Raw genomic sequence first — 18,419 nt, 5'->3', positions numbered from 1 at the left:
GCACGGCGAAATTGGGAGGCAGCGCCGCCGACGCCTTCTCTATGCTTGTGCGGAGTATGGGTACGTCGTCTGTGAAATCTCCGCTCGCTGATCTGCGGGAACGTTTGCCCGAGCTGATGCTGCAGGACCAGCGTCGGCTGCGCCGTCGCATCGAGGGTGCCCGCAAGATCCGCGATCCCGAGGCCCTGAAGTCGGTCACCGCGGAGATCGCCGGCGACGTCGAGACCGCCGAGCTGCGGGTGCAGAACCGCCGCGACGCCCGTCCCGAGATCACCTACCCGGAGAGCCTGCCGGTCAGCCAGCGCCGGGACGACCTGCTCGAAGCCATCCGGGACAACCAGGTCGTCATCGTCGCCGGGGAGACCGGTTCCGGGAAGACCACGCAGCTGCCCAAGATGTGCATGGAGCTCGGTCGCGGCGTCCACGGCGTCATCGGGCACACCCAGCCGCGCAGGCTCGCGGCGCGCACGGTGGCCGAACGCGTCGCCGAGGAACTGGGCACCGAGATCGGGGGAGCCATCGGCTACCAGGTGCGCTTCACCGAGCGCACCGGCGACGACACGCTGGTCAAGCTGATGACCGACGGCATCCTGCTCGCCGAGATCCAGCACGACCGGCTGCTGCGCCGCTACGACACCCTGATCATCGACGAGGCCCACGAGCGCAGCCTCAACATCGACTTCATCCTCGGCTACCTCAAGCAGCTGCTGCCGCGCCGTCCCGACCTCAAGGTCATCATCACCTCGGCGACGATCGACCCGGAGCGGTTCTCCCGGCACTTCGACGACGCACCGGTCATCGAGGTCTCCGGACGCACCTACCCCGTGGAGGTGCGCTACCGACCGCTGCTGGAGGACTCCGACGATCCGGAGGACCCCACGACCGAGGTGCGCGACCAGCCGCAGGCCATCTGCGACGCGGTGGGCGAGCTGTCCGCCGAGGGACCCGGCGACATCCTGGTGTTCCTCAGCGGCGAGCGGGAGATCCGCGACGCCGCCGACGCCCTCGGCCAGCTCAACCTCCGCGACACCGAGATCCTCCCGCTGTTCGCGCGGTTGAGCGCCGCCGAGCAGCACCGGGTGTTCCAGCGCCACACCGGCCGCCGGATCGTGCTGTCGACCAACGTCGCCGAGACCTCGTTGACCGTGCCCGGCATCAAGTACGTCATCGACCCCGGCACGGCGCGCATCTCCCGCTACAGCTTCCGCACCAAGGTGCAGCGGCTGCCGATCGAGCCGATCTCGCAGGCATCCGCCAACCAGCGCAAGGGCCGCTGCGGCCGCGTCTCCGAGGGCATCTGCGTCCGGCTGTACTCCGAGGACGACTTCGAGGCCCGGCCGGAGTTCACCGACCCGGAGATCCTGCGCACCCACCTGGCCTCGGTCATCCTGCAGATGACGTCGCTGGGGCTGGGCGAGATCGAGTCCTTCCCGTTCCTGGAACCACCGGACCGCAGGCAGATCACCGACGGCGTCTCCCTGCTGCACGAGCTCGGCGCGCTGGAGAGCACCAAGTCCGCCGCCGACCGCAAGCTCACCCGCATCGGCCGCAGCCTCGCCCAGCTGCCCATCGACCCGCGCCTGGCGCGGATGGTGCTGGAGGCCGAGCGCAACGGCTGCCTGCGCGAGGTGCTGGTGATCGTGGCCGCGCTGTCCATCCAGGACCCGCGGGAACGACCCGCCGAGCACCAGCAGGCCGCCGACCAGAAGCACGCGCGCTTCGTCGACAAGGACGCCGAATCCGACTTCCTCTCCTTCCTGCGGATGTGGGAGTACTTGCGGACCCAGCAGAAGGAGCTGTCCTCCAACCAGTTCCGCAAGCTCTGCCGCAACGAGTTCCTCAACTACCTGCGGGTGCGCGAGTGGCAGGACCTGTTCGGCCAGCTGCGCCAGATGGTCAAGTCGATGGGCATGACGCTGGCCGATCAGCCGGCCGACGCCACCCGCATCCACCAGTCGCTGCTGGCCGGGCTGCTCTCGCACGTCGGTCTCAAGGACGTCGAGAAGCGCAACGGCGCACAGCGTTCCGGGCCGCCCGGGCGCGGCGCCAACGAGTACCAGGGAGCCCGCAACGCCCGGTTCGCGGTGTTCCCCGGGTCGTCGTTGTTCAAGAAGCCGCCGCGCTGGGTGATGGCTGCCGAACTCGTCGAGACCTCCCGCCTGTGGGCTCGGATCGCGGCCCGCGTGGAACCGGAGTGGATCGAGCGGCTCGCCGAGCACCTGGTCAAGCGCAACTACAGCGAGCCGCACTGGGAGAAGGACCGCGCAGCCGTGGTCGCCACCGAACGCGTCACGCTCTACGGCGTTCCGCTGGTGGTCGACCGCAAGGTCAACTACGGGCGCATCGACCCCGAGGTCAGCCGCGAGCTGTTCATCCGGCACGCCCTGGTCGAGGGCGACTGGGACACCCGGCACGAGTTCTTCCGCCAGAACCGGGCGCTGCTCGACGAGGTCGGGGACCTCGAGGAGCGCGCCCGCCGCCGCGACATCCTCGTCGACGACGAGACGCTGTTCGACTTCTACGACCAGCGCATCGGCTCGGAGGTGGTCTCGGGCAGGCACTTCGACACCTGGTGGAAGAAGACCCGCCGCGACCAGCCCGACCTGCTCAACTTCGAGAAGTCGATGCTGATCAACGAGCGCTCGGCGCAGGTCAGCGATCAGGACTACCCGGACCACTGGACCTACGGCGACCACCGGCTGAAGCTGACCTACCAGTTCGAGCCGGGAGCCGACGCCGACGGCGTCACCGCGCACATCCCGCTGCAGGTGCTCAACCAGATCGACCCCGAGGGCTTCGACTGGCAGATCCCCGGCCTGCGGGAAGAGCTGGTGACCACGCTGCTCAAATCGCTGCCGAAGCAGACGCGGCGCAACTTCGTGCCCGCGCCGGACTTCGCCAAGGCCGTGCTCTCCCGCGTCGGACCGGACGACGGGCCGCTGCTGGAGACCCTGCAGCGCAGCCTCCGCCAGCTCACCGGCGTCGAGGTGCCGAGCTCGGAGTGGGACCCGGACAAGGTTCCCGACCACCTCAAGATGACCTTCCGCGTGGTGGGCCGCCGCGGCCGGAAGCTGGCCGAGTCCAAGGATCTCGACGAGCTCAAGCTGCGGCTCAAACCCAAGGTGCGCGAGGAGATCTCGGCCGCGGCCGACGACGTCGAGCAGAGCGGGTTGCGCTCCTGGAACTTCGGCGAGCTGCCGCGCACCTTCTCCCAGCAGCGCTCGGGGCACGCCGTGAAGGCCTACCCGGCGCTGGTGGACGAGGGCGAGACGGTCGCGGTGCGCATGTTCGACACCGAGCGGGAACAGCGGCGCGCGCTGTGGAACGGCACGCGCCGGTTGTTGCTGCTCAACGTGCCCTCGCCGGCCAAGTCGATCCAGCGCGGCATGACCGCGACCAGCCGCCTGGTGCTCGGCGGCAGCCAGTACGGCGATCTCGGCTCGATCCTCGACGACTGCGTGCGCTGCGCCGTGGACAAGCTGATGCTCGACAACGGCGGGCCCGTGTGGGACGGCGAGGCCTACGCCTCGCTGGAGGCGAAGGTCCGCGCCGGTCTGGGCGAGTACACCGTGGCCGTGCTGGCCGAGGTGGAGCGGGTCCTGGTGGCCGCGCAGCACGTCGAGGCGGTGCTCGCCGACCGCCCCAAGGGCGTGTCGGCGGAGTCGCTGGCCGACATCCGGGAGCAGCTGGAAGGCCTGCTGCATCCCGGCTTCGTCACCGAGACCGGCTTCGATCGGCTCCGCGACCTGGTCCGCTACCTGCGCGCGATCGAGCAGCGGCTGGACAAGGCGCAGCACCAGCCGCAGCGCGACCGGGAGTGGATGTATCAGGTGGACGAGGTTCGGCAGCGCTATCGGGATCTGCTGTCCCGGGTGCCGCAGGGGCGTTCGCCCAGCGAGGCCCTGCTCGACGTGGGGTGGATGGTCGAGGAGTTGCGCGTGAGCTTGTTCGCGCAGTCGTTGGGAACGCCGAGACCGGTATCGGTCAAGCGCGTGCACCGAGCGATGGACAAGCTCCAGGACTGAGATCGGTGAGCGGTACGGCTCGGCAATCGTCGTGGCGCGCATGATTCCCCCCGAGTGATGGTGCTGTAGATCAGCGGATGCGGAATTCGGTCCCGTGCGAGAGGTTTCGGGGCCGGTGACAACGAGTATCCGCGATCGAACGCGCGTTCGCACCACTCAAAAGGGTGGAAGAGCAAGGGAAAAACAGGCGAAACTGCGAGACGGCGAGCGAAAAGGTCGTCTCGTGAAAGGAATTCGCTCTTCGGTGGTCGCTGCGTCGCCGAGGCGAGTCCGGTCCCCGCACCGGACTTCGCGGCGGGGCGAGCGCCTCAGGGGTTGGCGGGCGAGACCGCGATGCCGAGCGCTCCCGGGCCCGTGTGCGCTCCGATGATCGCGCTGGTCTCCTCCAGCGTGACCCGGCGCACCTGCGGCAGCCGCGAGCAGAGCGCGTCGAGGACCTCCTTGGCGCGGTCGGCGGCCTCGAAGTGCTCCACGCCCACGTCGACCGGGCCTCGGCCGGCCCGCTCCACGGCGGTGGCGATGGCCTTGCGCAGCGCGCGCTCCTCGCCGATGCCCTTGGCCAGCTGGTCGATCACGCCGTCCTTCATGATCAGCACCGGTTTGATCGACAGCGCTTGGCCGACCCACGCCTGAGCGCGGCCGATCCGGCCGCTGCGCTGCAGGTATTCGAGGGTGTCGACGTAGAGCAGCTGCGTGGTGCTGCGCAGCCGGTGCTCCAGGACGTTCATCACGCCGTGCGGCGTGGCGCCGGCCGCGGCGGCCTCGGCCGCGGCGATCACCGGGAATCCGAGGCTCAGCCCGGTCAGGCGCGCGTCCACGACGTAGACCGGCACGCCGATCTCGGCCGCGGCGATGCGCGCGGATTGGCACGTTTGGGACATTCCCTCGGAAATGTGGATCGAAATGATCGCTTCGACTCCCGATGCCGCGGCATCGGCGTAATTCCAGTAGAAGGCGGGAGGAGGGGGAGGGTTGGTGGAGACCGGGACGTTGTTTCGCATTGCCTCGGCCATCTGGGGGTGCAGCACCCGTCGCTCGTCGTTCTGTTCAGCACCGACCGTCAGCTCCAACTGCACGATGGAGATTCCCAGCCGGTCGGCCACGTCGAGCGGAACGGAAGCCGTCGAATCGGTCACGATGGCGACGCGTCTTCTCATGGCGGCAAGGCTACTAATACGTAAGGTTCGTTCACATACTTTCCGGATGACCCGTTCCCGCTTTTGCGAAGGTCGATCATCTTCGTCGGGGGAGGGTGAGTACTGTCACGGGTGGGACCTGGTTGCACCCGGGCTACTGGCAAGTAACATCCTTGGTGGTTGGCATCACTGTGCTTTCCCGCTGGGGGCATGGCAAGGTCAACCTAACCCGGACGGAACGCGCCGGGTCCACAAGCAGAGCCGCTGGAGGACCAGCGAGCGTCAGTTGAGTCCGCAGGAGGTCGAAGAGGGCCCATGAACATCGTCGTCCTGGTTAAGCAGGTGCCCGACACGTATTCCGAACGGAAGCTGTCTGCTGCGGATCACACGTTGGACCGTGAAGCAGCGGACGCCGTGTTGGATGAGATCAACGAGCGCGCCGTGGAGGAGGCGCTGTTGATCAAGGAGGCTCAGGGCGGCGAAGTGACCGTCGTGTGCATGGGCCCGGATCGCGCCACGGATGCCATCCGCAAGGCGCTGTCGATGGGCGCGGACAAGGCGGTGCACCTCGCCGACGAGGCGCTGCACGGCACCGACGCGCCCGCCACCGCCAAGGCGCTGGCGAAGGTCATCGGCACCGTTGAGGGTGTCGACCTGGTCATCGCCGGCAACGAGGCGACCGACGGTCGCTCCGGTGCGGTGCCGGCCATGGTCGCCGAGGTGCTCGGCTGGCCGCAGCTGACCTTCGCGCGCAAGGTCGAGACCGATGGATCGTCGGTGAAGGTCGAGCGCGAGACCGACGCGGGCATCCTGACCGTCGAGTCGGGTCTGCCGGCTGTGGTGAGCGTGACGGAGAAGATCAACGAGCCGCGGTACCCGTCGTTCAAGGGCATCATGGCCGCGAAGAAGAAGCCGGTGAGCGCGCTGTCGCTGGCCGACGCGGGGATCGACGCCTCCGAGGTGGGTCTGGCCAACGCCGGCTCCCAGGTCGTCGAGTCCGCTCCGAAGCCGCCGAAGTCCGGCGGTGTGAAGGTCACCGACGAGGGCGAAGGCGGCGTTGGCGTCGCCGAGTTCCTGGCCGGCGAGAAGCTGCTCTGAGTCGTTCACGGTTTTCGAGGAGGCAAATTCATGGCTGAGGTTCTGGTCCTCGTCGATCACGTGGACGGCGAGGTCAAAAAGGTCACCTACGAGCTGCTGACCGCCGCGCGTCGCATCGGCGAGCCGTCGGCCGTCGTGGTCGGCGAGCCGGGCACCGCGGGCAAGCTGTCCGAGGCGCTGGGTTCCTATGGCGCGGCGAAGGTCTACGCGGCCGAGTCCGCCGAGGCCGCCGAGTTCCTGGTGACCCCGCAGGTCGACGTGCTGGCCAAGCTGGCCGGTTCGGCGTCCCCGGCGGCGGTGCTGGTTCCGGCGTCGGTCGACGGCAAGGAGATCGCCGGTCGTCTGGCGATCCGCCTGGAGGCGGGTCTGCTGTCGGAGGTCGTGGACGTCGACGGTGAGGGCGTGGCGTCGCACTCGCTGTTCGGTGGCACCTACGACGCCAAGGCGAAGGTCACCAAGGGCACCCCGGTGATCACCGTGCTGCCCGGTTCCATCGAGGCCGAGCAGGCTTCGGGTGCCGCGGCGGTCGAGCAGGTCGAGGTTCCGGCCTCCTCCGGTGCCAAGATCACCGGTCGGCAGCCGGCCGAGGCCGGCGACCGCCCCGAGCTCACCGAGGCCAGCATCGTGGTCTCCGGTGGTCGCGGTGTCGGTTCGGCCGAGCAGTTCGAGGTCGTGGAGAAGCTGGCCGACACGCTGGGTGCCGCCGTGGGTGCCTCGCGTGCCGCGGTCGACTCCGGCTACTACCCGCACCAGTTCCAGGTCGGTCAGACCGGTAAGACGGTCTCGCCGCAGCTCTACATCGCGCTGGGCATCTCCGGTGCGATCCAGCACCGGGCTGGCATGCAGACGTCGAAGACGATCGTCGCGGTGAACAAGGACCCGGAGGCGCCGATCTTCGAGATCGCCGACTACGGCGTCGTGGGCGACCTGTTCAAGGTCGCGCCGCAGCTGACCGACGAGGTCACCAAGCGCAAGGGCTGATCCCCTTCACGCAACGAGAACGGGCCGCGCTCCACCGGAGCGCGGCCCGTTCTCAGTTCAGCGCGCTTCGTCGCGCCCCTGGCAGGCGAGCTTGTCGGCGCGTTCGTTCTCCGGGTGACCGGCGTGGCCCTTCACCCACTCCCACTGGACCTCGCCGTGACGGGAGCACTCCGCGTCCAGCCGCTGCCACAGATCGGCGTTCTTGACCGGCTTCTTCGCCGATGTCATCCAGCCGTTGCGCTTCCAGCCGCGCATCCACTCGGTGATGCCCTTGAGCACGTAGGTGCTGTCGGTGTAGACGCGCACCACCGGGATCGGCCGGGTGAGGGCGGCCAGCCCCTCGATCACGGCCATCAGCTCCATCTTGTTGTTGGTCGTGGTCGGGTCTTTCCCGTAGAGCTCCCGCTCGTGATCGCCATAGCGCAGCACCACGCCCCAGCCGCCCGGGCCGGGGTTCCCGCTGCATGCGCCATCGGTGAAGAGTTCGACGCGCTCGGTCTGCATGCGCTGAATCTAGCCGCCGTCCCCGGGATGATCGGGCAGCGCCGTGCGAGGAAGGTTCCCTTCCTCACTCCGGCGCTGCTGCGGGGTGTGGTGGCAGGAAGGTTCCCATGCTCACTTCGGCGGCCGGATCGGTGACAGGGGGTTCCCGCGCGCAGGTCGGCGATCGGCTGGGTGACAGGAAAGTTCCCGTGCTCACGTCGGTGACTGGCACGAAAGTTCCCCGGCTCCCGGAAGTGGGGGACCAGCGGCGCGTAGGGCGTGCCGGCGGGTAAGATCAACATCGGGTCGAGGCCCGATGGGAAGGGTGGGCGTCCCCTCCGACGTGCTGCGATGGGCGGCATCGAGGGGTCGGATGGGCTGGCACGCACCTGGCATTCACCGAAAGTTCCGGCTCCGTGTCATCCGCTGGTGTGTTGGGCGTTCGGCGCGCGGCGATACACCTGGGACATGTCCGAGACGCAGCTGCTGGCCAGCGCCGCACCGAACGCGGCGGCCGACGCCCACTACTCGCTTCTCGTCGCTCGTGACGCCGATGAGGTCCACGCCGCACAACGCCTGCGCCACCGGGTGTTCGCGGAGGAGATGGGCGCCACGGTCAAGGGCGGGGAGCTCGGCGTCGACCAGGACTCCTTCGACGACCACTGCGACCACCTGATCGTGCGGGAGGACCGCAGCGGCGAGGTGGTCGGCACCTACCGGATGCTGCCGCCCGACCGCGCCGCCTCCGCCGGAATGCTCTACTCGGAAACCGAATTCGACCTCTCCGCCCTCGACCCGCTGCGCCCCTCCCTGGTGGAGACGGGCCGCTCGTGCGTGCACCCGGATCACCGCAACGGTGCCGTGGTGAGTCTGGTGTGGACGGGAATCGCCCGCTACATGCTGCTGCACGGGCACACCATGCTCGCCGGCTGCGCCTCGGTGCCGCTGGACGACGGTGGTGTGCAGGCCGCGCACGTGTGGCGGACGGTGTCGCAGAAGCACTACGCGCCCGAGGAGCGGCGCGTGCACCCGCACCAGCCGTGGGAGCCGGGTGAGCGCGACGAGCGCTCCACGATCCCGCCGCTGCTGCGCGGCTACCTGCGCCTGGGTGCGGAGGTGTGCGGCCCGCCCGCGCACGACCCGGACTTCGGGGTGGCGGACTTCTTCGTGCTGGTCGACCTCGAACGCGCCGATCAGAGATACATGCGGTTCTTCCTCGGAGAGGCGGCATGAACCACTCGTGGATGCCGGAGTCGCCGTGCGGGCCGGAGTGCCTCCCGCCGCGCGACCCCGGCACCGAGGTCGGCCGGCTGCGGCTGGCCTTGCGCATCGGGATCACCGTCGGGTTGCTGCTGATCGGCAGCGCGATGGTGCTGGCGCTGCCGTCCGCGCTGCGGCAGCGCGCGGTGCCCCGGTGGTTCCGGATGTTGTTGCGGGGGCTGGGCATCCGCCTGGAGGTCGACGGCACCTTGACGCCCGGTGGCGGGCTCGTGGTGTGCAACCACGTCTCGTGGCTGGATGTGGTGGCCCTTCAGGTGCTCACCCCGATGAAGATGCTGGCGAAGGTCGAGGTCCGGTCGTGGCCGGTGCTGGGTTCTCTGGCCGGGCGGATCGGGACGGTGTACATCGACCGCGACCGGTTGTCGGCCTTGCCGGGCGCGGTGGCCACGATCGCTGACGAGCTGCGGGCCGGTTCGGTGATCGGAACGTTCCCGGAAGGGACCACGTGGTGCGGTGCTGCCGGTGGGACTTTCCGTCCCGCGGTGTTCCAGGCGGCTCTGGACGCGGGTGCCCGGATGCAGCCGGTCGCGGTCCGCTTCCGCGACGGTCGCGGGAAGTTGACGACCGCGGCGGCGTTCCTGGGCGACGCGAGCCTGGCGGACTCGGTGTTCTCGGTGGCGCGCATGCGCGACCTGGTGGTGGAGGTCGTGGTCCTGCCGGAGCTCACCGGCACCGACCGCAAGACCCTCGCCCGGCAGGCCCAGGAGGCGATCACGGGAGCCACCGGCGCACGCCGCACCCACGCCGCGCCCGCCGAAGCCCTCGCCGCCTGACCCACGCACCGATCCGTACTGCCCCGGCGATGACACGGGGTCGGCCTCGACGTCAGCAACCGCGGTTTTCGATCGACGAAAACCGCGGTTTTCGACGCCGGGGCTTCGTCGGCCGGGTTGCGAGGATCGGACGGGGTCGGATGGGTGCTGCTGGTCGGGGGTCGGGGGTGGGGAATTCTCATGAGGACCGCCCCGCCCCGCAGGCCCCCGGGTGGTCGGTCGGAGGCCGGGTGCGCTGGTGGTGGCGTGTGATGCTGGTCCGGCCGGGGCGGGTCGAACCGGTCTGACCTGCGTCTTCTGTCGGACCTCGGGGGAGGTGGCGGGCGGCTTGCATTACCCTGGATGAGCGATGACTTACCTCGACCACGCCGCTACGACCCCGATGCGGCCCGCAGCGGTGGCCGCGATGAGCGAGGCGTTGACCCGGATCGGCAACGCCTCGTCCCTGCACACCTCGGGTCGGCAGGCGCGGCGGCAGGTCGAGGAGTCCCGCGAGGACATCGCCGACGCCTTGGGCGCGCGGCCCTCGGAGGTGCTGTTCACGGCCGGGGGCACCGAGAGCGACAACCTCGCGGTCAAGGGCATCTTCTGGGCGCGCCGCGCGGCCGACCCGGCGCGCCGTCGGATCCTGGCCGCCACGGTCGAGCACCACGCGGTCCTCGACGCCGTGGAGTGGCTGGCCGAGCACGAGGGCGCCGAGGTCACCTGGCTGGAGGCCGACGCGCTCGGCCGGATCACCCCCGAGGTCTTCGAGGCGGCCCTGACCAGCGATGACGATGTGGCGCTGGCGACGGTGATGTGGGCGAACAACGAGGTCGGCACGGTCAACGACATCGCCGAGCTCGCCGCCATCGCCGACCGGCACGGCATCCCCCTGCACACCGACGCGGTGCAGGCGGTGGAGACGCTGCCGGTGGACTTCGCGGCCTCGGGCGCCTCGGCGCTGACGATGACCGGCCACAAGGTCGGCGGTCCCTACGGCGCCGGTGTGCTGCTGCTGTCCCGCGACGTCAAGTGCACTCCGGTGCTGCACGGCGGCGGGCAGGAGCGCGAGGTGCGGTCCGGGACGCTGGACACCCCGAGCGTGCTGGGGCTGGCCGCGGCGGTGCGCGAAGCGGTCGCCGAGCGCGAGTCGCACGCGCCGCAGCTGACGAAGCTGCGCGACGAGCTGATCAGCGGGGTCCGGGCGGCGGTGCCGGACGTGGTGGTCAACGGCGATCCCGGGGACGGGATCATCGCGGGTGGGCCGTCGCGGCTGCCGGGCAACGCGCACTTCACGTTCCCCGGCTGCGAGGGCGACAGCCTGCTGATGCTGCTGGACGCCAAGGGCATCGAGTGCTCCACCGGATCGGCGTGCACGGCGGGCGTGTCCGAGCCCAGCCACGTGCTGCTGGCGATGGGGGCCGATCCGAAGGCCGCGCGCGGGTCGCTGCGCTTCTCCCTGGGGCACAGCTCGACCGCGGCCGATGTACAGGCACTGACCGAGGCCATCGGGCCGGTGGTGCAACGAGCGCGCAGCGCCGGGCTGGCCGGGCTGCGCCGATCTTCGGCGGCCGCGGCCGCCACGGAGGTGTGAGTCGTGCGAGTGCTGGCGGCCATGAGCGGTGGAGTGGACTCCGCGGTCGCGGCGGCCCGGGCGGTCGCCGCAGGTCACGACGTGGTCGGGGTGCACCTGGCGCTGTCGGCCAAGCCGGGGACGTTGCGCACGGGTGCGCGCGGGTGCTGCACGATCGAGGACTCGCACGACGCGCGTCGTGCCGCTGACCTGCTGGGAATCCCGTTCTACGTGTGGGACTTCGCCGAGCGCTTCACCGAGGAGGTCATCGAGACCTTCGTCGGCGAGTACGCGGCCGGCCGCACCCCGAACCCGTGCCTGACCTGCAACGAGAAGATCAAGTTCGAGGCGTTGCTGGAGAAGGCGATGGCCCTGGGCTTCGACGCGGTCTGCACCGGCCACTACGCCCGCCTGTCCACGGTGGACGGTGTTCCGGAGCTGCGCCGCAGCCGTGACGAGGGCAAGGACCAGTCGTACGTGCTGGCGTCGCTGACCTCCGAGCAGCTGCGGCACTCGATGTTCCCGCTGGGCGGGTCCCTGAAGTCCGAGGTCCGCGAGGAGGCCGCCGAGCAGGACCTGGCGGTCGCCAAGAAGCCCGACAGCCACGACATCTGCTTCATCCCGGACGGCGACACCAAGAGCTTCCTGGAGAACAAGCTCGGCCAGACCCCCGGTCAGCTGGTCGACGAGGAGACCGGTGCGGTGCTCGGCGAGCACACCGGCGTGCACGGCTTCACGATCGGCCAGCGCAAGGGCCTCGGGATCGACGCCCCCGCCCTGGACGGGAAACCGCGCTACGTGCTGTCCCTGGAACCGGTTTCGGGCACGGTGAAGGTCGGTTCCCGCGATCGCCTGGCGGTCACCGAGATCGACGCGAAGCGCCCGATCTGGCCGTCGGAGCAGCCGCTCGACGGCCCGACCGAGTGCGTCGTCCAGGTCCGCGCCCACGGCGGCACGGCCGACGCGGTCGCCGAGTTCGACGGCGAGCACCTCAAGATCCAGCTCCGCCAGGAGCTCCAGGGCGTCGCCCCGGGCCAGGCGGTCGTCCTCTACCGCCCGGACGAAGCCGGAGACCTCGTCCTCGGCAGCGGGATCATCTCGTCGACCCGTTGATGGGCGAGTTTCCCGACGAAGTCCACGCCCCCGACGGGATCGTGCCACCCTTCACGCATGGGTGTGCTTCATGTGGCCGAGGTCGGTGAAGGGGACCGAGTCGTGCTGGTGCACGGGTCCGGGACCGAAGCAGGGCAACGCGCCTTCGGGTTCGGCGCGCAACGCGAGCTGGCCGACGAGTTCCGGCTGGTGCTGCCGGACCGTCGCGGCTACGGCGGCAGCCCGGACGTCGACCGCAGCGACTACCGCCGCGACGCCGAGGACATCGCCGAGCTGTTGGGTGAGGGAGCCCATCTGCTCGGGCATTCGTCGGGCGGCGTGGTCGCGATGCTCGCCGCGCTGCGCAACCCGGAAGCGGTGCGGTCGCTGACCCTGATCGAGCCCGCCTGCTTCCAGGTTGCCGCCGACGTGCCGGTCGTGGCCGAGGCGATTCGACGCAACCGCGCCGCGCTCGCCGCGGTGCCCGCTGAGATCCCGGACGAAGATCTGGTGCGGCTCAACTACGAATCCGTCGGTTTCCCGGCGCCGGACGCCACTCCGGAGCTCGTCCGCGCCACGCGCACGGCCCTCAACGAGCTGCCGACGTGGGAAGCTCCCATTCCGGTTGAGGACTTGTCCCGGGTGAAACCGGCCTTGGTGATCACGGGAACCTGGGACGTCGCGCCGCAGGCCTACCGGGACAACGGTGGCGAACCGATCATGGAGTGCGCCCGCGTCACGGCGCAGCGGATCGGTGCCGAGCTGCTGCGTGTTCCCGGTGCTTCGCACTGGCCGCACAGCCAGCGCGCGGACGTGGTCAACGACAAGCTGCGCGGCTTCTGGCGAAGCTAGTGGTCGTCGGCCACCTCGGATCGTTTCCGTGATTCGCAGGCGGTTTCGGTGATGGTGGAAGTTTTCATGAAAACTTCGCCACCCACCCCGCTGACGATGGTGGCGTGAACGCCGCTGAGCAGGGCGTTGAGCTGGGAGAGGGTGACGACGGCTTCGGCGATCTGGTGGGCGTCGAGGCGGTCGGAGCCGGCGTCGAAGGCGAGTTCGTCGAGGAGCCACTGGGCTTGGCGGAGGCGCACGGCCAGCGCCGTGGACTGCTTGGTCATCGCGCCGGAATCCCCGCCAGGCGAAGCGCTTCCCGGTAGCAGGTCGGGCAGGTGTCCCAGAACCAGCCGAACTCGCTGTTCTCCGCGGTCAACTCCTGCCCGCACAACGTCGTGACCTCGGTCCCGGTCGGGTACGAGCGACCGTGCGGGTGCTCGTCGAGACTCGCGTGCCGCCGCCCCTCGCACGGCACCCAGTGGAACGGATACATCGGACTCCTTTCAGATTTACCGGTAAGAGTCTCCCGTCGGTACACAGCGGTGATCAATTACCCGATGGAGGGATTAATTCTGCAGGTCAGAGGGCTACTGTGATTTTCGTGGTTGGAAAATCAGAGCACACGCCAAAGGCTCGGGCGCTCGGTGCGGAACTCCGAGAATGTCGGATTGAGGCCGGTTTGACGCAGCACGAACTCGCCGCACGCATCGGCGTCAGCCATGTATCGATTTCACGGTATGAAACCGGGACGCGCTCGCCACGTCCCGAGGACGCCGCACAGCTGCTCGCAACGCTCGGGGTGGCAGGGCAGAGGTACTCGGAGCTCGTCGAGCTGGCGCGTGGTGCGGAGCAGTCGAACTGGTTGGAAACCGGAGTGAACGGTCTGCGGCGCGAGTTGATGACCGTCATCGAGTTCGAACGCATCGCCACACGAATCGTCGATGTCGAGACGAACATCGTCCCAGGACTTCTTCAGACGGCCGACTACGCGCGGGCCATCATGGGCGAGGTTCCAGGTGCGGACCTCGAAGCGCGCGTGGCGTTGCGCGTAGGGAGGGCAGCGATCCTCAACCGCAAGGGTGCTCCCAACCTTGTTGCGATCGTCTCGGAAGTCGCGCTGCGACAGCGGATCGGTGGAGCGGAGGTCATGGTCGACCAGCTCCGTCACCTGCTCAAGGCGGCAGAACTTCCGAACGTGACGATCATCGTTCTGCCTGCTGTTTCCGAGCGGTGGCATCCGGCGCATGCTGGTGCGTTCATCCTCTTCGAGTTCCCCAAGGGCGATCCGATCGTTCACCTGGAGCACTTCGCGTCTGGAGCGTTCTTGCATGCCAAAGAAGTAGCTGCGTACCGACGTGCGGTCGATACCCTTCAGGAGGTGGCGATGGATGAAGAAACCTCAGCGAGGTTGATCGCCACGATCTCCGATGAGCTGGAGGGGACATGCAGAATCGAGCGTTACCAGTCGGATGGCGAAAATCCAGTCACTCCGGGCACCAGGTGAGCTGCGTAGAGGTCGGCGCGGTCGATTCCGGTGCTGCGGTCCGGGATTCGAAGAACGTCGGCGCCGGGTACTTCACCGCATCCTCGCGGCAGTGGCGATTGTTCATCGATGCCGTGAAGTCGGATCGCTTCGACCGCTGACGTCTTCCGGCGGCAGATCGATTGCGTTGGCCGCTGTTTGGGTCTGCTGCAGGACGGTGATGCTCTTCGGGAGGTGGGGTGCGAGGCGGAGGAGTCCGTTGCGGAGGTGCAGGGACGCTCGGGTTTTCGGGATGAGGATCTTGGCGCCGTCGGGGGCGAGTTTCTGGTTCTGGCGCACGAAGTCGCGCATCCGGTTCTCGTAGCGGTCGAAGGCGAGCGAGTGGTTCCCCTCGCTGTCGCGGAGTTCGGCGGCCAGCACGTAGGCGCCCACCAGTGCGAGGCTCGATCCCTGGCCGGACAGCGGTGACGGGCAGTACCCCGCGTCGCCGAGCAGCACGGCGCGGCCGCGTGACCAGCGGTCGAGGTGGATCTGCGCGACCGAGTCGAAGTAGAAGTCCGGTGCTTCCCGGGCGGCGTTGAGCAGCTGCGGGACGATTCCTCCCATCCCGCTGAAGGCATCGTCGAGCAGGGCGAGCTGACTCGCCACGTCGCGCGGGTCGAAAGCCAACTCCGGTGAGGCGAACGAAAGGATCCCCTTCGCGCCTCGATCGGTCTGCGCGCGATAGGAGCCCGCCATCCGGCCGGGTTCGTTGAACAGCGCAGTCCAGCGGTCCAGGCCGAGGATGTTGTCCGTGCTGAAGATCGACACGTGGTAGCCGAGGTGGCGGCGGAAGTTCTCCTCCGGGCCGAAGGCGAGTCGCCGGACGTTCGAGTGCAGTCCGTCGGCGCCGACCACCAGGTCGAACTCGCGCGGCGGGTGGTGCTCGAAGGTCACCTGGACGCCGCCGGGGTGCTCGGTGAGGTCGACGATCGAATCGCCGAACAGGTGCTCGATGCCGTCGGTGCGTTCGTGGATGAGCTTGGCCAGCGTGCCGCGCATGAGCTCGACGTCGCCCTCCGCGGTGCCCAGCCGTGACATGTCGATGTCGGCGAACGAACGACCGTCGGCGCGGGTCAGGGACAGCCCGCGCATCCCGGTCCGGGCCGCGCGGATCTCGTCGAGGATGCCCATCCGCTCGGCCACCTCGATGGCCGCGCCCCGGACGTCGATGGCGTAGCCGCCGTCGCGGATCCCCGGCGCCCGCTCCACCACGGTCGGCCGGAAACCCCACTTGTCCAGCCAGAACGCCAGCGCGGGGCCGGCGATGCTCGCACCCGAGATCAGGACTGTTTTGGCCATGAACCCACGCTAGCGCGCTTACTTACCGGTCGACAAGTAGCTTACCGGTCGGCAAGCAGTAGGGTTTTCCGCTGGAGGAGGATGCCGATGCCGAGGGCCAGGGTCGACACGCGATCGGAGATCCGCGAGGTCGCCGCCGAGCTGTTCGCGCGCCAGGGGTACGACAAGACCAGCCTGCGCGAGGTCGCGGAACGTCTCGGCATCACCAAAGCCGCGCTCTACTACCACTTCCCGTCGAAGACCGACCTGATGCGCGGCATCGTGCAGCCCTTCGTCGACGACGTCGAGGTCCTGCTGGCCGAACGCGAGGCCGAGCCCCTCGACGCGGGACGGTTCCTCGCGGACTACTTCGAGATCGTGCTGCGGCACCGGAAGATCTTCGAGTTCATCGTGCGCGACGCCGGAGCGCTGGCCCAGCTGGACGTCGTGGAGCAGCTCCTGTCCTGGCGGGACCGCGTCTACGCGCTGCTGGTGGGAACCGATGCCTCACCGGCCGAGATCGCCAAGGCCACCGTCGCCGTCGGCGGGCTCCAGGACTGCGCCATGACCGACGCCCCCACCGACGACTTCCGCGACGCCGCCCTCGCAGCCGCCCGAGCAGCCCTGGCCAGCTGATTCGCCGCTGCTCCTGAACGGAAGCGCCACGGCTGCCTCCGGTGATTTCCGACAGTGGCGTGCCCCGGCGAGGAGGTGTGGCCGTCCGAGCTCGCCGGCGTCTAGTGCCGACCGGTTTGCCGGGTTAGTGTCTGGCCTCACACGATGGCGTGGGAGGACTGATGGTGGAGCTTCGGGGGAGTGCGGTCGCGGACGTGGTGCGGCGGAGCGCTGCGCGCGTGGGCGATCGGGAGGCGCTGCGGTTCGTCGATTCCGGTGGTCACGAGCGGGTCTGGAGCTACGCCGAGCTCGACGCCGCGGTCAGCCGGGCCGCCGGGTTCCTGCTGGAGGCCGGGGCGGTCAAGGGCGATCGGATCGCGGCCTACGGCAAGAACTCCGACGCCTACCTGATCGGTTTCCTGGCCTGTGCCAGGGCGGGCTTGGTGCACGTGCCGATCAACTACAACCTGACCGGAGGGGAACTCTCCTACCTCCTCGCGCAGTCGGGAAGTTCCCTCGCGCTGGTCGATCCCGCGTTGGCCGGCAACGTCGACGAGGTGCGGGAGGAAAGTTCCCTGCAGCAGGTCATCCCGCTGCGCGACGCGAAGGGATCCTTGCTGTCGCGCAGCGTTGAGGGGAACGTTCCTGCCATCGACGTCGAGGTCGCCGATGACGATCTGGTGCAGCTGCTCTACACCTCGGGCACGACGTCGCTGCCGAAGGGCGCGATGATGACGCACCGGGCGCTGCTGCACGAGTACGTTTCGTGCCTGCAGGCGCTGGACTTCGACGAGGGCGACCTGCCGCTGCACGTGATGCCGCTGTACCACTCGGCGCAGATGCACGTGTTCCTGCTGCCGCACCTGATGATCGGGGCGCGCAACCTCCTCGTCGAAGTGCCCGATCCGGCCGACATCCTGCGCCGCGTCGAGAGCGAGAAGGTGACGTCCTTCTTCGCGGCGCCGACGGTGTGGGTGGCGCTTGCCAACCACGCGGAGTTCGCGACCCGCGACCTGAAGTCCCTGCGCAAGGCCTACTACGGGGCGTCGATCATGCCCGGTCCCGTGCTGCGGCGACTCCGCGAGCAGCTCCCGGAACTGGGTTTCTACAACTGCTTCGGGCAGTCCGAGATCGCGCCGCTGGCGACCGTGCTGCGACCGGAGGAGCACGACGAGCGGCCGGACTCGGCCGGTCGGCCGGTGCTGTTCGTGGAGGCCAAGGTCGTCGACGACCAGGGCGAGGAGGTCGCGCCGGGCGAGCTCGGCGAGATCGTCTACCGCTCGCCGCAGCTGTGCACGGGGTACTGGGACAAGCCGGAGGAGACCGAGGAGGTCTTCCGCGGCGGCTGGTTCCACTCCGGTGACCTGGTGCGACGCGACGAAGCCGGGTACTGCTTCGTCGTCGACCGGATCAAGGACGTGATCAACACCGGGGGCGTGCTGGTCGCCTCCCGCGAGGTCGAGGACGCCCTCTACACGCACCCGGCGGTCGCGGAGGTCGCCGTCATCGCGGTCCCGGACCCGAAGTGGATCGAGCGGATCGCGGCCGTCGTCGTCACCAAGGCCGAGATCACCGAGCAGGAACTCCTCGACCACGCCCGAAACGCGCTGGCCGGGTTCAAGATCCCCAAGCAGATCCGCTTCGTCGACGACCTCCCTCGCAACAGTTCCGGAAAACTCCTCAAACGAGTCCTCCGCGACGAACTGGCGTGAACCGCCGGGATCACCCGAGCGGGGCAGCGAG

Annotated in this window: 17 protein-coding genes; 12 read left to right on the top strand and 5 right to left on the bottom strand. The window is 69.0% G+C overall.

Annotation, left to right across the window (positions count from 1 at the left end; all coding sequences use genetic code 11):
* Window positions 1-116: 116 nt before the first annotated feature.
* Window positions 117-4,025: an ATP-dependent RNA helicase HrpA gene (gene hrpA / locus QFW96_RS08470; RefSeq protein WP_425524730.1), complete on the top strand. Its 3,909-nt coding sequence runs from the start codon at window positions 117-119 to the stop codon at window positions 4,023-4,025.
* A 308-nt stretch (window positions 4,026-4,333) separates the two neighbouring features.
* On the opposite strand, the gene QFW96_RS08465 is transcribed toward hrpA, so the two are convergent.
* Window positions 4,334-5,182 carry a DegV family protein gene (locus tag QFW96_RS08465; protein WP_281454990.1) on the bottom strand — a complete coding sequence of 283 codons (849 nt, stop codon included), beginning with the start codon at window positions 5,180-5,182 and terminating at the stop codon, window positions 4,334-4,336.
* A gap of 294 nt (window positions 5,183-5,476) precedes the next feature.
* On the opposite strand from QFW96_RS08465, the gene QFW96_RS08460 reads away from it, so the two are divergent.
* Window positions 5,477-6,259, top strand: coding sequence for an electron transfer flavoprotein subunit beta/FixA family protein (locus QFW96_RS08460; RefSeq protein ID WP_281454989.1), 783 nt, complete (start codon window positions 5,477-5,479; stop codon window positions 6,257-6,259).
* Between the two features lie 30 nt (window positions 6,260-6,289).
* Window positions 6,290-7,240, top strand: coding sequence for an electron transfer flavoprotein subunit alpha/FixB family protein (locus QFW96_RS08455; RefSeq protein ID WP_281454988.1), 951 nt, complete (start codon window positions 6,290-6,292; stop codon window positions 7,238-7,240).
* A 57-nt stretch (window positions 7,241-7,297) separates the two neighbouring features.
* On the opposite strand, the gene rnhA is transcribed toward QFW96_RS08455, so the two are convergent.
* Window positions 7,298-7,744 (bottom strand): ribonuclease HI, encoded by a 447-nt coding sequence (gene rnhA / locus QFW96_RS08450; RefSeq protein ID WP_093413535.1) that lies wholly within the window; start codon window positions 7,742-7,744, stop codon window positions 7,298-7,300.
* Between the two features lie 447 nt (window positions 7,745-8,191).
* Between rnhA and QFW96_RS08445 the strand changes: the two genes are divergently transcribed.
* The 5 genes from QFW96_RS08445 (at window position 8,192) to QFW96_RS08425 (ending at window position 13,276) form a co-directional block, all read left to right on the top strand.
* The gene (locus QFW96_RS08445) at window positions 8,192-8,956 is read left to right on the top strand and encodes a GNAT family N-acetyltransferase (RefSeq protein ID WP_281454987.1); all 765 of its coding nucleotides are present in this window, start codon (window positions 8,192-8,194) and stop codon (window positions 8,954-8,956) included.
* A complete protein-coding gene (locus tag QFW96_RS08440) occupies window positions 8,953-9,777 on the top strand; it encodes a lysophospholipid acyltransferase family protein (RefSeq protein ID WP_281454986.1) in 825 nt (274 codons plus the stop codon). Before QFW96_RS08445 ends, QFW96_RS08440 begins: the two co-directional genes overlap by 4 nt.
* A 349-nt stretch (window positions 9,778-10,126) precedes the next feature.
* A complete protein-coding gene (locus QFW96_RS08435) occupies window positions 10,127-11,353 on the top strand; it encodes a cysteine desulfurase family protein (RefSeq protein WP_281454985.1) in 1,227 nt (408 codons plus the stop codon).
* A 3-nt stretch (window positions 11,354-11,356) separates the two neighbouring features.
* A complete protein-coding gene (gene mnmA, locus QFW96_RS08430; protein ID WP_281454984.1) occupies window positions 11,357-12,445 on the top strand; it encodes a tRNA 2-thiouridine(34) synthase MnmA in 1,089 nt (362 codons plus the stop codon).
* Window positions 12,446-12,502: 57 nt separating this feature from the next.
* Window positions 12,503-13,276 (top strand): alpha/beta fold hydrolase, encoded by a 774-nt coding sequence (locus tag QFW96_RS08425; protein ID WP_281454983.1) that lies wholly within the window; start codon window positions 12,503-12,505, stop codon window positions 13,274-13,276.
* On the opposite strand, the gene QFW96_RS08420 is transcribed toward QFW96_RS08425, so the two are convergent.
* Entirely contained in the window at window positions 13,273-13,542 is a 270-nt protein-coding gene (locus QFW96_RS08420; RefSeq protein ID WP_281454982.1) for a hypothetical protein, read from the bottom strand. The genes QFW96_RS08425 and QFW96_RS08420 overlap by 4 nt on opposite strands.
* Window positions 13,539-13,751 (bottom strand): HC3 family zinc finger protein, encoded by a 213-nt coding sequence (locus tag QFW96_RS08415; protein WP_281454981.1) that lies wholly within the window; start codon window positions 13,749-13,751, stop codon window positions 13,539-13,541. The genes QFW96_RS08420 and QFW96_RS08415 overlap by 4 nt, the downstream gene beginning before the upstream one ends.
* Before the next feature lie 99 nt (window positions 13,752-13,850).
* Here QFW96_RS08415 and QFW96_RS08410 point away from each other — a divergent pair, with 99 nt between their 5' ends.
* Both QFW96_RS08410 and QFW96_RS08405 read left to right on the top strand, forming a co-directional pair.
* A complete protein-coding gene (locus QFW96_RS08410; RefSeq protein ID WP_343231365.1) occupies window positions 13,851-14,762 on the top strand; it encodes a helix-turn-helix domain-containing protein in 912 nt (303 codons plus the stop codon).
* The gene (locus tag QFW96_RS08405; protein ID WP_281454980.1) at window positions 14,702-14,902 is read left to right on the top strand and encodes a DUF397 domain-containing protein; all 201 of its coding nucleotides are present in this window, start codon (window positions 14,702-14,704) and stop codon (window positions 14,900-14,902) included. Before QFW96_RS08410 ends, QFW96_RS08405 begins: the two co-directional genes overlap by 61 nt.
* Here the strand turns inward: QFW96_RS08405 and QFW96_RS08400 are convergent.
* Window positions 14,865-16,082: an FAD-dependent monooxygenase gene (locus QFW96_RS08400; RefSeq protein WP_281454979.1), complete on the bottom strand. Its 1,218-nt coding sequence runs from the start codon at window positions 16,080-16,082 to the stop codon at window positions 14,865-14,867. The genes QFW96_RS08405 and QFW96_RS08400 overlap by 38 nt on opposite strands.
* An 87-nt stretch (window positions 16,083-16,169) precedes the next feature.
* Between QFW96_RS08400 and QFW96_RS08395 the strand changes: the two genes are divergently transcribed.
* Both QFW96_RS08395 and QFW96_RS08390 read left to right on the top strand, forming a co-directional pair.
* Entirely contained in the window at window positions 16,170-16,697 is a 528-nt protein-coding gene (locus QFW96_RS08395; protein WP_281454978.1) for a TetR/AcrR family transcriptional regulator, read from the top strand.
* Between the two features lie 161 nt (window positions 16,698-16,858).
* Complete coding sequence (locus QFW96_RS08390; protein WP_281454977.1) at window positions 16,859-18,388, top strand: fatty acyl-CoA synthetase; 1,530 nt, start codon at window positions 16,859-16,861, stop codon at window positions 18,386-18,388.
* The last annotated feature ends 31 nt before the right edge of the window (window positions 18,389-18,419 follow it).

The organism is Saccharopolyspora ipomoeae, from assembly GCF_029952525.1.
GTDB classification, from domain to species: domain Bacteria; phylum Actinomycetota; class Actinomycetes; order Mycobacteriales; family Pseudonocardiaceae; genus Saccharopolyspora; species Saccharopolyspora ipomoeae.
Note: the sequence above shows the minus strand (reverse complement) of the source record. Positions and strands in the feature narration are given on the sequence as shown.

What these genes read in the sequence shown, in the direction of transcription:
- QFW96_RS08435 (WP_281454985.1), top strand. Translation starts at nt 10,127, where the DNA reads ATGACTTACCTCGACCACGCCGCTACGACCCCGATGCGGCCCGCAGCG.
- QFW96_RS08390 (WP_281454977.1), top strand. Translation starts at nt 16,859, where the DNA reads ATGGTGGAGCTTCGGGGGAGTGCGGTCGCGGACGTGGTGCGGCGGAGC.
- QFW96_RS08420 (WP_281454982.1), bottom strand. Translation starts at nt 13,542, where the DNA reads ATGACCAAGCAGTCCACGGCGCTGGCCGTGCGCCTCCGCCAAGCCCAG.
- QFW96_RS08460 (WP_281454989.1), top strand. Translation starts at nt 5,477, where the DNA reads ATGAACATCGTCGTCCTGGTTAAGCAGGTGCCCGACACGTATTCCGAA.
- QFW96_RS08415 (WP_281454981.1), bottom strand. Translation starts at nt 13,751, where the DNA reads ATGTATCCGTTCCACTGGGTGCCGTGCGAGGGGCGGCGGCACGCGAGT.
- QFW96_RS08405 (WP_281454980.1), top strand. Translation starts at nt 14,702, where the DNA reads ATGCAGAATCGAGCGTTACCAGTCGGATGGCGAAAATCCAGTCACTCC.
- hrpA (WP_425524730.1), top strand. Translation starts at nt 117, where the DNA reads ATGCTGCAGGACCAGCGTCGGCTGCGCCGTCGCATCGAGGGTGCCCGC.
- QFW96_RS08465 (WP_281454990.1), bottom strand. Translation starts at nt 5,182, where the DNA reads ATGAGAAGACGCGTCGCCATCGTGACCGATTCGACGGCTTCCGTTCCG.
- QFW96_RS08440 (WP_281454986.1), top strand. Translation starts at nt 8,953, where the DNA reads ATGAACCACTCGTGGATGCCGGAGTCGCCGTGCGGGCCGGAGTGCCTC.
- QFW96_RS08400 (WP_281454979.1), bottom strand. Translation starts at nt 16,082, where the DNA reads ATGGCCAAAACAGTCCTGATCTCGGGTGCGAGCATCGCCGGCCCCGCG.
- rnhA (WP_093413535.1), bottom strand. Translation starts at nt 7,744, where the DNA reads ATGCAGACCGAGCGCGTCGAACTCTTCACCGATGGCGCATGCAGCGGG.
- QFW96_RS08445 (WP_281454987.1), top strand. Translation starts at nt 8,192, where the DNA reads ATGTCCGAGACGCAGCTGCTGGCCAGCGCCGCACCGAACGCGGCGGCC.
- QFW96_RS08395 (WP_281454978.1), top strand. Translation starts at nt 16,170, where the DNA reads ATGCCGAGGGCCAGGGTCGACACGCGATCGGAGATCCGCGAGGTCGCC.
- QFW96_RS08455 (WP_281454988.1), top strand. Translation starts at nt 6,290, where the DNA reads ATGGCTGAGGTTCTGGTCCTCGTCGATCACGTGGACGGCGAGGTCAAA.
- QFW96_RS08425 (WP_281454983.1), top strand. Translation starts at nt 12,503, where the DNA reads ATGGGTGTGCTTCATGTGGCCGAGGTCGGTGAAGGGGACCGAGTCGTG.